11 protein-coding genes, 2 tRNA genes and 1 riboswitch are annotated in these 13950 nt (G+C 38.5%); of the genes, 9 read left to right on the top strand and 4 right to left on the bottom strand.

Annotation, left to right across the window (positions count from 1 at the left end; all coding sequences use genetic code 11):
* Positions 1-45 precede the first annotated feature (45 nt).
* From IEX65_RS21525 to IEX65_RS21505, 5 genes are all read left to right on the top strand, one after another.
* The gene (locus tag IEX65_RS21525) at positions 46-948 is read left to right on the top strand and encodes a hypothetical protein (RefSeq protein WP_188769180.1); all 903 of its coding nucleotides are present in this window, start codon (positions 46-48) and stop codon (positions 946-948) included.
* Positions 949-1070: 122 nt separating this feature from the next.
* Positions 1071-1213: riboswitch (cobalamin riboswitch) on the top strand.
* A gap of 159 nt (positions 1214-1372) precedes the next feature.
* Positions 1373-3661: a 5-methyltetrahydropteroyltriglutamate--homocysteine S-methyltransferase gene (gene metE, locus IEX65_RS21520; RefSeq protein WP_188769177.1), complete on the top strand. Its 2289-nt coding sequence runs from the start codon at positions 1373-1375 to the stop codon at positions 3659-3661.
* A gap of 53 nt (positions 3662-3714) precedes the next feature.
* Positions 3715-4215, top strand: coding sequence for a PAS domain-containing protein (locus IEX65_RS21515; RefSeq protein WP_188769176.1), 501 nt, complete (start codon positions 3715-3717; stop codon positions 4213-4215).
* A gap of 21 nt (positions 4216-4236) precedes the next feature.
* A complete protein-coding gene (locus IEX65_RS21510; protein ID WP_229250816.1) occupies positions 4237-4953 on the top strand; it encodes a Dph6-related ATP pyrophosphatase in 717 nt (238 codons plus the stop codon).
* On the top strand, positions 4950-5171 hold the full coding sequence (locus IEX65_RS21505) for a cysteine-rich CWC family protein (RefSeq protein ID WP_188769174.1): 222 nt from the start codon (positions 4950-4952) through the stop codon (positions 5169-5171). The genes IEX65_RS21510 and IEX65_RS21505 overlap by 4 nt, the downstream gene beginning before the upstream one ends.
* Here the strand turns inward: IEX65_RS21505 and IEX65_RS21500 are convergent.
* From IEX65_RS21500 to IEX65_RS21485, 4 genes are all read right to left on the bottom strand, one after another.
* Positions 5160-5522, bottom strand: a complete 363-nt coding sequence (locus tag IEX65_RS21500; protein WP_188769173.1) for a hypothetical protein — start codon at positions 5520-5522, stop codon at positions 5160-5162. The genes IEX65_RS21505 and IEX65_RS21500 overlap by 12 nt on opposite strands.
* A gap of 12 nt (positions 5523-5534) precedes the next feature.
* The gene (locus tag IEX65_RS21495; protein WP_188769171.1) at positions 5535-7934 is read right to left on the bottom strand and encodes a TonB-dependent receptor; all 2400 of its coding nucleotides are present in this window, start codon (positions 7932-7934) and stop codon (positions 5535-5537) included.
* 111 nt (positions 7935-8045) lie between these two features.
* Positions 8046-8978, bottom strand: a complete 933-nt coding sequence (locus IEX65_RS21490) for a sugar phosphate isomerase/epimerase family protein (protein WP_188769169.1) — start codon at positions 8976-8978, stop codon at positions 8046-8048.
* 94 nt (positions 8979-9072) lie between these two features.
* The gene (locus IEX65_RS21485; protein WP_188769167.1) at positions 9073-11565 is read right to left on the bottom strand and encodes a M14 metallopeptidase family protein; all 2493 of its coding nucleotides are present in this window, start codon (positions 11563-11565) and stop codon (positions 9073-9075) included.
* Positions 11566-11834: 269 nt separating this feature from the next.
* On the opposite strand from IEX65_RS21485, the gene IEX65_RS21480 reads away from it, so the two are divergent.
* The 4 genes from IEX65_RS21480 to IEX65_RS21465 all read left to right on the top strand — a co-directional run bounded on the left by IEX65_RS21480 (position 11835) and on the right by IEX65_RS21465 (position 13916).
* Positions 11835-11906: transfer RNA gene (locus IEX65_RS21480), tRNA-Glu, on the top strand.
* 163 nt (positions 11907-12069) lie between these two features.
* Positions 12070-12141, top strand: a tRNA-Glu gene (locus tag IEX65_RS21475).
* A 256-nt stretch (positions 12142-12397) separates the two neighbouring features.
* A complete protein-coding gene (locus IEX65_RS21470) occupies positions 12398-12916 on the top strand; it encodes a QcrA and Rieske domain-containing protein (protein WP_188769166.1) in 519 nt (172 codons plus the stop codon).
* A 358-nt stretch (positions 12917-13274) separates the two neighbouring features.
* The gene (locus IEX65_RS21465) at positions 13275-13916 is read left to right on the top strand and encodes a hypothetical protein (RefSeq protein WP_188769165.1); all 642 of its coding nucleotides are present in this window, start codon (positions 13275-13277) and stop codon (positions 13914-13916) included.
* Positions 13917-13950: the final 34 nt, after the last annotated feature.

The raw sequence follows: 13950 nt of genomic DNA, 5'->3' as shown, positions 1-13950 counted from the left end.
ATATACAAATACACAAGTTTGAAACTTGTGCTACAATAAAAAACAATGAAAAAAATAGCACTATTTGCTCTTATAATCAGTAGTTTGTCGGCTTCTGCCTGTGATTTGTGTGGCTGTGCAAACGGAAGCTCATTTGTTGGACTTTTACCCCGTTCGGGCAGCCAGTTTGTGGGTTTGCGTTATCGCTTACGTAGCTTCGATTCGCACCTCAATAGCCAAATGCTCAAAACTAAAGAAGATTATCAAACACTTGAAGTTTGGGGACGTTTTTATCCAATCAAAAACTTGCAAGTATTGGCATTTATGCCTTACAACGATAACCAACAAACCTTGCTTTATTCAGGAACGAAAACACAGAAAAAAGGCATTGGAGATGTTTTACTTTTGGCTCATTATAATATTCTGAATACATTTCTTGACTCAACCAATACCAGCGGCATTTATCATAATTTGATGATTGGTGGAGGCATAAAACTCCCAACGGGCAAGTTTGAATATGGTTATTCTGATGCCGAAGTCAATCCAAATTTTCAGTTGGGTACAGGTAGTACCGATTTTTTGGTGAGTGCTATTCACACAGTGCGTTACAAAAAAATTGGACTGAATACCGAAGTAGGAGGGCGAATTTCGACCAAAAGTAATGAGCATTATAAATTTGGCAATCGACTAAGTGCTTCATTGACAGCTTTTTATACAAAAAACTTCGGGCATTTATCTATTATGCCAAACATCGGCTCTGCGATTGATTATGGTTTTAAAGACCACAAAGAAGGTGTACTGAATTCTCAAACAGGAGGCTATACATTGCTTGGTAGCCTTGGAGTTCAAGCCTATTACAAAGCGTTTTCGGCTGGATTTACTTTTCAAGAACCACTCGCCCAAAACTTAGGTGGGGGAGAACTCAAGACACGACCACAATCTTCTGTTTTTCTTACGGTTGGTTTTTAATTACCTTTGCATAGATAAAAGTTATTTTATTTGCCATTATTTTGGATAAATAATCTATTTTGTTTAAAATTTGTAGATTATATGTCTAAAAGTTGAAAGTGCTTATTATCTTTGGGCGTTCTTTCAATAAAAGCGTTTTTGGTTACTACTTACTGATAGGGTAAGTAGTATTAAAAAGGAATCGTGTGAGAATCACGAGCTGACGTGCAACCGTATTGAGGTTTTACCTCTAAGTCGGGATACTTGCCAACTACGTATAGACAAAATGCTTTCACGAATAAGGCATTGGTCAGGCATATTACACTTGTACTCTTATGAGTTATAAGTGCTATTCCTTGCTATCTTAGTGTGAAAGCATACCGTTAGGAAATGAACAATTGGTTTTTCAAAAAACTCATTTGTTTCACTCAAACTCTTTAACAGTATGCTAAAAAACAACCTCGGTTTCCCACGCATCGGAAGCCATCGACAACTCAAAAAAGCCTGTGAATCCTACTGGTCAGGTAAAACTTCCCTTTCAGAATTAATTGAAGTTGGGAAAAAAATCAGAATTGAAAACTGGAAATTGCAGAGAGAATTGGGCATTGACCTAATCCCAAGCAATGATTTCTCATTCTATGACCACGTCTTAGACCACAGTTTGATGTTTGGCGTAATTCCTCAACGTTTTGAGGTACTGAAACACTTGCCCGAAGCTGACCAGTACTTTGCAATGGCCAGAGGCTACCAGCAAAATGGTTTCGACCTCAAAGCAATGGAAATGACTAAGTGGTTCGATACCAACTATCATTACATTGTCCCTGAATTTACTCGTTTTCAAACCTTCAAACTCAACGCCGATAAAATTATTAGCGAGTTTCGAGAAGCAAAAAACGAGGGAATTATTACAAAATCAGTCATTATTGGGCCAGTAAGTTATCTTTTGCTTGGTAAAGAAAAAGAGGAAGGATTCGATAAACTCTCTTTGCTCGACCGACTTCTTCCAGTTTATTGTGATTTAATCGCCCGCCTCGTCAACGAAGGTGCAGAATGGATTCAGTTCGACGAGCCATTCTTGGCTTTGGATATTAATTACCAAACAAAAGATGCTTTGAGAGTCGTTTATCAAACCATTCGCAAAGAATTTCCTGCACTCAAAATTTTATTGGCTACTTATTTCGATGGCTTGCAGGATAATATACTTGCGGCTGTGAATCTTCCGATTTGTGCATTACATCTCGATTTGGTCAGATGTCCTGAGCAGTTAGAAGAAGTTTTACCCAAAATTCCTGAAGATTTTACATTATCACTTGGCCTGATTGATGGTCGAAATATCTGGAAAACAGACTATCAAAAAGTTATTCCTATCGTTGAAAAAGCAATAAAAACGTTGGGTACACATAGAGTGATGCTTGCTCCATCGTGTTCGCTTATTCATACGCCGTGTAACTTGGAAAACGAAACAAAGATTTCGGCCGAAATAAAAGATTGGTTGGCTTTTGCTCAACAAAAACTCATCGAAATAACTGAAATTTATGAAGTTGTTGTGAATCAAAAAATAGAATGTCTTACCAAAAATCAAGCGTCAATTCAACGACGACAAACTTCGACTCTGATTCATAAACCTCATGTGAAAACCAGAGTAGCTGAAGTTAAATCAAGCGATTTGAATAGAAAAAGTTCATTTTTGGAGCGTCAAATTGTACAAAAAGATATTTTGAATTTACCGCTTTTCCCGACTACAACCATTGGTTCATTTCCACAAACTGACGAAATCCGTGCCATTCGAGCAAAATTTAAGAAAGGTGAGATTTCGGTTGTTCAATATAACGAGTTCATTAAACTGCACACGCAAAAAGTGGTGGTTTGGCAAGAAGAATTAGGTTTTGATGTGCTGGTTCATGGCGAATTTGAGCGAAATGATATGGTCGAATATTTTGGCGAACTCCTCAGTGGTTTTGTGTTTTCTGAAAATGGTTGGGTGCAGAGTTATGGCTCTCGATGTGTGAAACCACCCATCATTTTTGGCGATATCGAACGAAAAACTGCAATGACAGTAGAATGGAGCAAATACGCTCAGTCGCTGACCCAAAAGCCCATGAAAGGAATGCTCACGGGGCCAATTACGATTTTGCAATGGTCTTTTGTGCGAGATGACCAGCCAAGAAGCTCGACCATGATGCAAATTGCGTGGGCCATTCGTGACGAAGTGGTTGATTTGGAGAAAGCTGGCATCAAAATAATTCAGATTGATGAAGCTGCTTTGCGTGAAGGGCTCCCGTTGCGCCAAACCAAACGAGCGGCTTATCTAAAAAATGCCATTGATGCGTTCAGAATTTCGGCCTCGGGTGTGCAAGACGAAACCCAGATTCATACCCATATGTGCTATTCTGAATTTAATGATATTATCGAAAATATTGCTGAAATGGATGCCGATGTGATTACGATTGAAACCTCTCGCTCACAGATGGAATTGCTCGAAGCATTTGCTAAATTCAATTATCCTAACGAAATTGGGCCAGGTGTATATGATATTCATAGTCCACGGGTGCCGAGTGTGGAAGAAATGGAGGTTTTATTGCTAAAAGCGATGGAGGTTTTGCCAGCCCAAAATCTTTGGGTAAACCCCGATTGCGGGCTGAAAACCCGTAAATGGCCAGAAACCCAACAGGCACTTAGAAATATGATTGAGGCGGCTCACCGAGTAAGAGAACGAGTGACTGAATTTGCTTAAACTTCAACTGGTTTGGCTGCACTGGTGGCCAAACCTAATTTTAAAATAGATATATGGATTTTGTTTCGGGATTATCACGACAGAAAAAAACAGGTGCAAATGTGCCTTTGCATAGCTGGGGAATTGCTCACCCATTATTGCAAAAGCAAGTAGATATTGCCGAAGATTTGAAAAAAATTGATGCCTTGAAAAAGCAGTTTTCTTGGCAGGTAGATTTGCCTTTTCGAGATTATTTGGTTGAAAATTACTCGATAATCATCACTAATGTAGAACGAGAAATCATTTGGATAAGTCATAATTTCGTGAAATTAACAGGATATTCGGAAGAAGAATTAATTGGGAATAGACCGATGATGTTACAAGGAGAAAAAACGGATGAAAAAAGTAGAAAGAAGATTCGTGAAAATCTTCAAAAATTTGAATCATTAAAAGCAAAGGTTGTCAATTATCGGAAAAACGGCGAATTGTATAATTGTAACATCGAAATTTTTCCTCTGATGAATGATACAGGCAATTTTACCCATTTTTTAGCACTTGAAAAAGAAGTTTGTTGAGCGAGAGAAAATACACAAATCATGCAGATAAAGCCACAGAAAAAAGCATTGATGAATTGGTCAGGTGGGAAAGATTCTGCTTTGTCGCTTTACCATGTTTTGAAAGATAATAACTTTGATGTTCAATATTTGCTCACAACCGTAAACGATGCTTTTGGGCGGGTATCTATGCACGGTGTGCGTGAAGAACTGCTCGATAAGCAAGCTGAAAATATTGGTCTTGAATTAGTAAAAGTTCGTCTTTCAGAAACTGTTTCGATGGAAGAATACCATGCCCAAATGGAATCGGTGCTTAGGCCAATCGTTCAAAAAAACATTGAATACTCGATTTTTGGCGATATTTTCTTAGAAGATTTGCGTCAGCATCGAGAAGAACGTTTGACAATGCTTGGCATGAAAGGTGTTTTTCCAATCTGGAAACGCCAATCGCTCGAACTTCTGGCTGAGTTTTGGGATTTAGGCTTCAAAACTATCGTTGTGAGTGTCAACGGAAACGTGTTGGATAAATCTTTTTGTGGAAAAGTCCTCGACCGTGATTTTATCAAAGAACTCCCCGCCAATATCGACCCTTGTGGTGAAAAAGGAGAATTTCATACGTTTGTTTGTGAAGCACCTTATTTTCAGCACTCAATTAATTTTGAAATTGGCGAGACTGTTGATAAGACCTATAATTTTAAAGATTCTGACGGAAACGAACACATTTCTACGTACTATTTCACCGATTTATTGCCAAAATGAGCAAACATGCACCCGATAGCTGCCCACGCTGTGGCAATATTTTTACATGTAAGGCAAATAATGCGAGCCAATGCGACTGCCAAAATACTCGCCTTACATTTGATGAAACGCAGTATATCAGAGAAATAACCGTTTGGGATTTTGATGGAGCGTGCCTGTGCGTAGCTTGTCTTCGAGAACTTCAACAAGAGTTTCACACAAAGAAATTACTCACCTAAAACCTCCCAACCATCGGCTTGAGGGTCGTATTTGGCAAATTCGCCAGTATCGGTTAATTCAGAAGATAACATTCCAATTTCAAAAGCATCATCGAAACTCGACCTTAGATACAAACCCGAAGCCGTAATGATAGCTCTCATGCCTTCAAAATTATCGTTTTTGAAACTAATTCCCTTTTTATCTTCTTTGGCCAACTCAAAACCAAATTTTAGTAGTCGTTCTTTGAGATTTGCAATTTGCTTTTCAGTAAACGGAATCAAGTTTTTATCATTATCAAAAAAATCTTCCGATTCGGCCTCCATTTCGGCAAGCATTGTTTGGGCTGTATAAACCTGAATATTGTAGCTCATTTAATTGAAATTTTACTTTGAATTATTTTCTAACGTCTCAAAATTCATCATATTATTTTGAGAATCTTTTTTCTTGATGCCAAAATTATACCGAATATTAAAACCAAAGCGTCGGGTATCAGATTTTCTGAAACCATTGGCCGAAATTGTTCCTTGATTGAGCGTAAAACGATTATTATTCGTGAAGAAAATATCATTAGCCGATAGCGTAAATAATAGTTTTTTTGCCAAAAATGAGCGATTGTAACTCAAATTTAAGTTTCCAAAATTACTCAATTCATAGAATTGTAACTGCCCTTTTAGTCGAATAAAACCGTTCATCGTAATGCTTGATACATCATTGAGTTTTAGCTGATGAAACGTAAAAAACGACCAACTCCCACGGCTAAAAGCCAATGGTTTTGTTTGATATTGGCCATCATATTTGTTATGATTATACTGTGTGCCAACTACAAAGAAATACTTTTTTCCTGGCGGAATCGCTCCCAAAAGCCTAAAGTATGTTTCAACGTTTTTTCCTAAATTATCATAAGTTCTTACCGCAATAGATTGATTATCAGGGCTTTGGTAAATCACATTTGTGAAAATATCATGTGTATAGTTTTTGCCAAACGCAAAAATTGGTCTGCTATCGACGCTTATATTGGCTTCGTAGTTTTCGGTAAATTGAGGCTTCAAAGTTGGATTTCCCGCTTCATATAGAAACTGGTCAATGTATTTGGGTGAAGGATTGAGGTAATCATATACAGGACGAGTAATTGAGCGGCGATAAATCAGATAACCGGTGAGGTCGAAACCTGCAATTTTAGAGATTTTCCGACTCAGATAAGCGTACGGAAAAATGTCAGTTCGGTTAATTTTAAATGTGGTATCGCTCGGAATTCGCTGATGCCCGTACATATTGGTGTTTTCTACCCTTGCCCCAATTTTTAGTAATATCGAATTGAGTTTTTTTGATGCTTGCACATAACCTGCATGAATCGCTTCATCATAGTCGAATTTATTGGTGCGTGAAGCATCAAGTGTGGTTTGTCCGCTCAATCGGATAGTATATTCGGTAGCATTTTTAAAAGATAAAATCGAAGTTTTCAAGCCACTTTCGATAGTAATATCTCCACGAGTTTTGTATTTCAAATCTATTTGCCCGACGAATGACTGGCGTTGGGTTTCGATATTACCATTGCCAAAAAGTGGGTCTTGAGTAGGTGGAATAAACTGATTGACAAAGTTTTGTTTATTCTTGTTTGATAAAAAATTATACGAGAAATCGCTTGTCAGCTCCGAGCCGATGGTATCAAGTTTATATTTTGTTGATACACCCTGACTCACAATCAAGTTATTGCTTCGATTCTGAACATCGTTTTGAGTTTGTGAACGAATGACCTGAGAGCCGATTGTTTTTACAGTATTCTCGTTGCTCGATTCTGAGCGACTATCGTTATACGAACCTCTACCATCAACGCTGAATGTCCATTTTGGGTTTAGGTCATAGCTAAAACCATATCCGCTATAAAATACTTGAGTGGGCGATGTAGCATAAGATTTTTGAGCTAAATAGGTGTTTTCGCTTAGATTACGATTCGTTTCTATTTGGTCATAAGAATTTCGATGGGTATAATTTACGTTAAAATATGAATTCTTTGGCCCATCAGTATTCATCAGATTCAAACTCAGAAACTGATTTCCAAATCGCCCTTGATTCATTCCTGTAACCACGCTACCTGTGCGGCCAATTTTTACGCCTTTTTTCAAAATAACATTCACTATTCCTCCCGAACTACTGGCATCGTATTTGGCTGATGGTGAGCGTAATATCTCAATTTTCTGTATGCTATTAGGAGGTAATATTTTTAGAATAGTAGCAATATCTGCGGCACTCATTTTTTGTTCACGACCATTGATATAGATAGTGGCAGGGGAAGTGCTACTGATGTAAATATTACCATCGGGGTCAAGAAAAAGCCCAGGTGTTTTTTCCATAATTTCGTAGGCACTTGTACTGCTGCTGGCTATTGGTTCGGGGTCGATTATCGTTTTGTCGTCTTCTTGGCTTACGAGAGGTTTTTGTGCGACCACCGTAACAGTGCCGAGTGCATTGGCATCGTCTTGCATAATAAACTCAAATGAGTTTGATTTTGTGGTGATAGTAAGCGGTTTACCAAGGTTTTTATACCCAATCGAGGTTGCTTTTAGCGTATATTGACCAGCTTTCGTAATAAACTTCGCCACCCCAGCAGTATCGCAAATGCCGTACTGAGTTTTGGTTGAGTCTGCTTTGCTAATAAGTCTCACACTCGCTCCAACAACAGGTTTTTTCGAGTTATCAAGTAATCTGACGCTTAAATTGAGCGTTTGTGCAAAAATATTCTGAGCAATGAAGCTCAAAACAAGAAGTAAGATAGCTTTTTTCATAGATAAATTTTTATGGGTGGATTTTCGGCAAAATCTACACAGCAAAAAAATAGCCGATAATCAGTCTGCAAATATACTGATTATCAGCTATCGAATAAACTTTCTGATTGATTACAAAACACTTCTGAGCAAATCTACGCTTTTCTGAACTCCCGATTTTGGGTCTTCTTTGCCCTCAAACTCAATCGAAATATAGCCTTGATAATTTACTTTTTTCAGAATATCGACAATGCGTTTGTAATCTAAATCGAGTGTGTACCATTCGCCACCACCATAATATGTTTTAGCTTGTACGAAGCTGGTTTGTGGTGCAATTTTCTCCAGCTTATCATAAGGATTTTCTAAGAAATTGCCGGTATCCATCAAAAGCCCCAACCACGGTGAATCAATGGCGTTTTTGATGCGAAGCATTCCTTCGGGTGTTGAGCCAAGTCCCCAGTGATTTTCGAGAGCCAACAAAATTCCGCACTCCTCGGCTTTTTTCATACATTGCTGAATACTATCAATACACCATTTGAAGGCCTCATCTTCTGTGTAGCCAGCAATAGCAGGTTCGCTGCCACGCTTTGCCATAAAATCATCAAAAGATTTGATAGTCCCCCAACGACCCGTATTCAAACGCATACACGGAATGCCCATTTTGTAGGCTAATTCGATGCAATGAATCGTATGGTCAATGTGTTCTTTCAAAACCGCTTTATCTGGAGAAACAAATCCTTGGTGAATCGACAAGCAAGTCATGGCAATGCCATTTACAAATGCGTGTTTTTTTAGTTTTTGTAAATAAGCATTGTCTTCTCCGTCCATTTGTCGGTGAAGAATGTCAATGCCGTCGAGTCCTAATTTGGCTGCTTCGTCAATGACCTTTTCAATCGGAAATTTATCTCCTTTGAAATGCCAATACGAATAACTCGATACGCTGAGTTTTATTCGGCTGGCGGTTTTTGTGGCTGGTTGTGGTGTTTCAGCAAAAACAGGACTTGCAAAAGCCGCTGCACCTGCCAATGGTACTGTTTTTAGAAATGAGCGTCGAGTGTTGTTCATAGTTTTTATTGAGATGAGAGACAAAGGACAAGAGATAAAAGAATTGAGTAAAATTTGTTCTTTTGTCCCTTGTCTAAAATCTCTTGTCTATAGTTTAATTCACAGTAAATAAAGCATTTCCAAAAATCAATTTCCCCGAATACCAAAAACCTCTGAATAGCGGAGAATCAGCCATGTAAACAATTTTTCCACGCCCCATTTCTTGTACACCGAAAGTAAGGGTGTTTTTCATTTTTTCTTTCGCAATTTTTCCTGCAAAACCCGTTACGTGGTTATTTTCTTTGATGTACCCCACATTCCAGCCATCTTTCATATAGTCATAGTTATAAACATCACGCACCAATGAGTAATAAATTCCATCAGTACCGTAGCCAAGCGGATGAGTTTTATCAAGTTCCACTTTAAAGATTGCTCCTGGAATTTGCTCCATAATTCCCTCACGCTCACGAGTTCCGTAAGTTTTGAGTTCGGCTTTATCGCTTGTTGAGGTGTCTTTTTTACGTTTCAAAGCAAAGCCATCTTTATCAGCAAAATAACCAGTTGCACCTTCGAGAGCAATTACTTTTCCTCCGTTTTGAATCCATTTTTTGAGAGCATCACCATTGCCGAATATCTTTTCGTAGCTTCCATCGGCCAAAACAATTACATCAAGTTGCTCAAGTGGTACTCTTGAAAACGAACTTCCCTCAATCACCGTAATTGGATATTTGATTTGCTGCTCAAAGAAATGCCAAACTTCACCAAAAGCCGTTGAAACTACGCCATCTCCCGCAATCAGGGCAACTCTTGGATTTTTAAGTACATTGACCGAACCCGAACCAAAATCATTTCCGCTCAAAACCATGCCAGAAGTTGTGCCTAAAAGATTAATATTAAACTCTTTAGCTGCTGCTTGAATCGTTTTATCGAATTTATCGCCCAAACGTTCGTTGTTAGTTCGGGTAATGATTAACGAACCTGCATCAAATTTGCGACCATCAATCTCAAACGGATTTTCGTTGAATCTTACCTTAATTCCAGCCGCCAACACTTTCGATAAAAACTTCACATCTTCAAACGATTTCCACGCAGCCACATACGCATAAGGTTTGCCTTCGATACTTGCTTGTTTAACGGTTGTCATTTGTGAGTTACCCACTGCCAATTTTTCTTTGGTAGCGAAAGCTTTCAAACCATAACCGTAAGCTAACGACCACGTAGTAAGGTCATACGTCACCGAGTCTTCAAGAGCTGTTTTTGGTTCAAACAAAATCTTTACAAATGTTCCTTTTGGTTGATATGTACTGATAATCAAATCATTAGCTTCTATTTTGAAACTCTCGTCTTTCAAGCTTTGATAGCCAAAACCCGTAGCCGTAGATTCTTTAGCGGCAAAACCGTAGTTGATTTGTAATTTGTCCAAAAGGCTCGTCAAGGCCTGAACTTTCGCTTCATCACCTTTGGTTTTCATCACAAATGATTTGTAAGTGCCGTAGCCATTGGCAGTTTTATCTGTAAAAAACTTGTTAAATTCTTCCACAGTTTTATCGGCACGAGTCGAAATTGCTTCTAATGACCCCATACTCGTAGCAAAATGGTGCGAAATACGTTGCGTCAATGTCAGCGTATCTCCATCTTCTTTGGCAATTGCTAAACCAGCCGCACCGCCACCGCCTTGCTCGTAAGTCATACCGATTGCTCCATTATACGACGGATAAGTATCGCCATAACTCGGATAAAGCAAATCGTAGTTTTCTTTCGAAAAATATAACCAATAATTTTTATCAAAATATTTTTTGTTGAAGTCACCCAACGTTTGTTGAAACTCACGTTGCCATTTGCTCAAATCTTCGTGATAAGGTTTTGCTGACGGTGGAAAATAATAAGGCGTGTTGTAGCCCATTTCGTGAAAATCGGCGTGAAGATGTGGCATCCATTGGTTATAGAGTTTTACACGTTGTTGCGAAATCTCCTGTGTTTGCCAAGCCCAGTCACGGTTTGGGTCGAAAATATAATGCGAGAAACGCCCACCTGGCCACGGCTCACGATGTTCGATGGCAAAAGGAGCGGGGTTTCCGCCTTGATTAGCCACACGATTATACCATTGAGCATAGCGGTCACGGCCATCAGGATTAATACACGGGTCGAGGATTACAACCGTGTTTTTTAATACATTCTGAGTAGTAGCATTATTTTTATTCAAAAGCTCATACAAAACCTGCAAAACAGCTTCCGAACTCACGGCTTCATTACCATGTACATTATAACTCAACCAAGCAATGGCAGGAACTTTGCCCGTTGGCTTGCCTTCCATGAGGCCGATACTTTTCAGATTATTCGTACGAATCTCTTCAATCTTCGCTAAGTTTTCGGGAGAAGCAATGATAGCCACCATCAACGGTCGACCTTCAAAAGTCATTCCGTAATCAATGGTCTTTACTTGCGTAGGATTTTGGGCTGCCACATGACGCACATAGTCAACGATGCGATGATGAAAACTAAATTTTGTGCCGAGTTTATAGCCCAGAAATTCTTCGGGTGTTTTGGTTTGGGCTGATAAGTTTAAAAAACTAAGAAGTAAGAAAAAACAACAAGAAATCTTTCTCATTAGATAATGGATGTTTTGAAGTGTTATTTAAAGATTCTTCAAAGATAGAGAAGAGAAAAATCATTTGCGAAGGTCGGGCAAAGTATTTCACTAAAATTAGAAATATTTTCTTTTTTTGCTTAAAAATATAATAAATCTCATTTTAAATATAATCATAGGAAGAATTTTGGTGTTTTTAAACTTTTTTTGAAGCGTGCTATTGCGGATTAAATTTTTTGCCGTACTTTTGCACCACAATTCGCTGACGCAGACGATAAATGGAACCAGCCGGCCCTATCGTCTAGCGGTTAGGACAGGTCCCTTTCACGGATCAAACCGGGGTTCGATTCCCCGTAGGGTCACTAAAAATCGCTGCGATTGACGAATTTTATGCCTGATAATCAACCGATTATCAGGCATTTTGCTTTTTATGCAGGGGTATAGTATTTTAAGCTTTGTAGATTAAAATTTTTATTGTACTTTTGCACCACGATTTACAATCGCAGATGATAAATGGAACCAGTCGGCCCTATCGTCTAGCGGTTAGGACAGGTCCCTTTCACGGATCAAACCGGGGTTCGATTCCCCGTAGGGTCACTAAATCGCTGCGATTAAAAAATCGTAAACGCCTAATAATCCATTGATTATTGGGCGTTTTTTGTTTAACTCAGTTTTCAGCAGAGCTCCTTCTTCCTAAAAATATTTTAAGATATTTTTCTCTACACTGCAACCTTGCCCTGTTTATTCTCGTATCTGAAAATGAACATAAGGTAATCTTTCATAAATGGCCATTGTTGGAAGATAATCAAGTACTTAAAGTTGCTATTATCAAAATATTAAATATCTTAATTTTATGGAACCAACACAATTGAGTAGAGGACAGTTTTTGAAACAACTCGGATTAAGCAGTGCCGCATTGATGTCGTTTTATTGTTTAGGCACAACACTCACATCTTGCTCGAAAGATTCTGACACACCTACTCCAACCACAACCACTGGTGGAACTACGGGCGGAACAACAGGCTCGGCAGACACAGGCATTACTGGAACGGCCAAAGGTGCTTCCATTGATTTTACAATTGATTTGACAAATTCAAATTTTAAGAGTTTAAAAACCGAAGGTTCTTTTACTTACGTAGAAGACATTATTATTGCTAATGCCAAAGGAACTTTCGTAGCTTTATCAAAAATTTGTACGCATCAGGGTACGACTATTGATTACAGAAGTGGTTCAAATGATTTCCTTTGTCCGAATCATGGTTCACAATTTAAAACTGACGGTTCTGTACAAAAAGACCCAGCAACAAAAGCTCTTACGGTTTATAAAACAGAGCTATTGAATAATAATAATTCCTTGAGAATCAAGGCATAATTCCCCGTTTAGTAGAAACAATAAAAAAAAATATATAATTTTGAAACCTAAGAAATCCGACCTTAGACGTTTCTCGTATATATATGTAGTAATTATCGAAATAGATTACTGTAAACGGGTAATTATAAAGACATTTAAGTCTGTACCGAATCTATTCGGGTTTTACAGCATAGTTTACCCTAGTCATTTCTTTAATTGCTGATGTATCTTGAAAAATAAAGATGCTCAGGCGTCTATATTTTCGGATATTTATAGTAATTATTGTTTAGGGGTATGTGTTTTGATGAATAAAGGAAGCCAAATTTTTTGGCTTTCTTTTTATATATTTTTCTTGAAAATTTTATACCTTTTTATCGTTATGAAGAACCTACTTGTACTGCTGTTTTTAGTATTTTCTGCTATTATTAATGAATCTGTAGCTCAAACTAATGCTGATAGCCTTTTGAATGATTTGGAAGCTGGTCCCGAAAAAACTGCCTTATTGCCTAAAAGAATGTTGCTCACACAGCGGATATTCTGGGGAGAACACGGCTTGTATCGTCGAACTGGCATTGCTCCGCAACTAACATTAGAAAATCGAGAAAAAGAACTAAGGATTCGACGTAATATGTTTAAAATCCACCAAACATTGGGTTTTATTACAGCAGCGGGTATGATTACGCAGGGAATTTTGGGTTCACGCCTTTATAAGCCCGACACTTACAGCGATAAGCTAAAGAATATCCACGGAGCTGTTGCTACGGGGGTAAATATTGGCTACGCTACAACTGCCTTAATGGCTTTCACCGCCCCGCCTCCAATGCTCAACCGTAAAGGTATCAGTAATATTAAAGTGCATAAATATTTGTCGTATGTGCATCTCTCAGCTATGATTGCTACGAACGTCTTAGGGCCTCGTATTAGCGATAACTACAAGCTGAAGCCATATCATCGTGCAGCTGCATATACCGCGGTAGGCGGCTATTTGGCTGCGATAGCGATGATTAAATTCGAGTTTTAGATTTATTCTTCGTAAACTTTTGCCCCATGCTAAA

The organism is Emticicia aquatilis, from assembly GCF_014644295.1.
Classification (GTDB): domain Bacteria; phylum Bacteroidota; class Bacteroidia; order Cytophagales; family Spirosomataceae; genus Emticicia; species Emticicia aquatilis.
This window is presented reverse-complemented; position numbering and strand designations above follow the sequence as displayed.

Coding starts and splice junctions, on each gene's coding strand:
- IEX65_RS21525 (WP_188769180.1), top strand. CDS start 46: ATGAAAAAAATAGCACTATTTGCTCTTATAATCAGTAGTTTGTCGGCT.
- metE (WP_188769177.1), top strand. CDS start 1,373: ATGCTAAAAAACAACCTCGGTTTCCCACGCATCGGAAGCCATCGACAA.
- IEX65_RS21515 (WP_188769176.1), top strand. CDS start 3,715: ATGGATTTTGTTTCGGGATTATCACGACAGAAAAAAACAGGTGCAAAT.
- IEX65_RS21510 (WP_229250816.1), top strand. CDS start 4,237: ATGCAGATAAAGCCACAGAAAAAAGCATTGATGAATTGGTCAGGTGGG.
- IEX65_RS21505 (WP_188769174.1), top strand. CDS start 4,950: ATGAGCAAACATGCACCCGATAGCTGCCCACGCTGTGGCAATATTTTT.
- IEX65_RS21500 (WP_188769173.1), bottom strand. CDS start 5,522: ATGAGCTACAATATTCAGGTTTATACAGCCCAAACAATGCTTGCCGAA.
- IEX65_RS21495 (WP_188769171.1), bottom strand. CDS start 7,934: ATGAAAAAAGCTATCTTACTTCTTGTTTTGAGCTTCATTGCTCAGAAT.
- IEX65_RS21490 (WP_188769169.1), bottom strand. CDS start 8,978: ATGAACAACACTCGACGCTCATTTCTAAAAACAGTACCATTGGCAGGT.
- IEX65_RS21485 (WP_188769167.1), bottom strand. CDS start 11,565: ATGAGAAAGATTTCTTGTTGTTTTTTCTTACTTCTTAGTTTTTTAAAC.
- IEX65_RS21470 (WP_188769166.1), top strand. CDS start 12,398: ATGGAACCAACACAATTGAGTAGAGGACAGTTTTTGAAACAACTCGGA.
- IEX65_RS21465 (WP_188769165.1), top strand. CDS start 13,275: ATGAAGAACCTACTTGTACTGCTGTTTTTAGTATTTTCTGCTATTATT.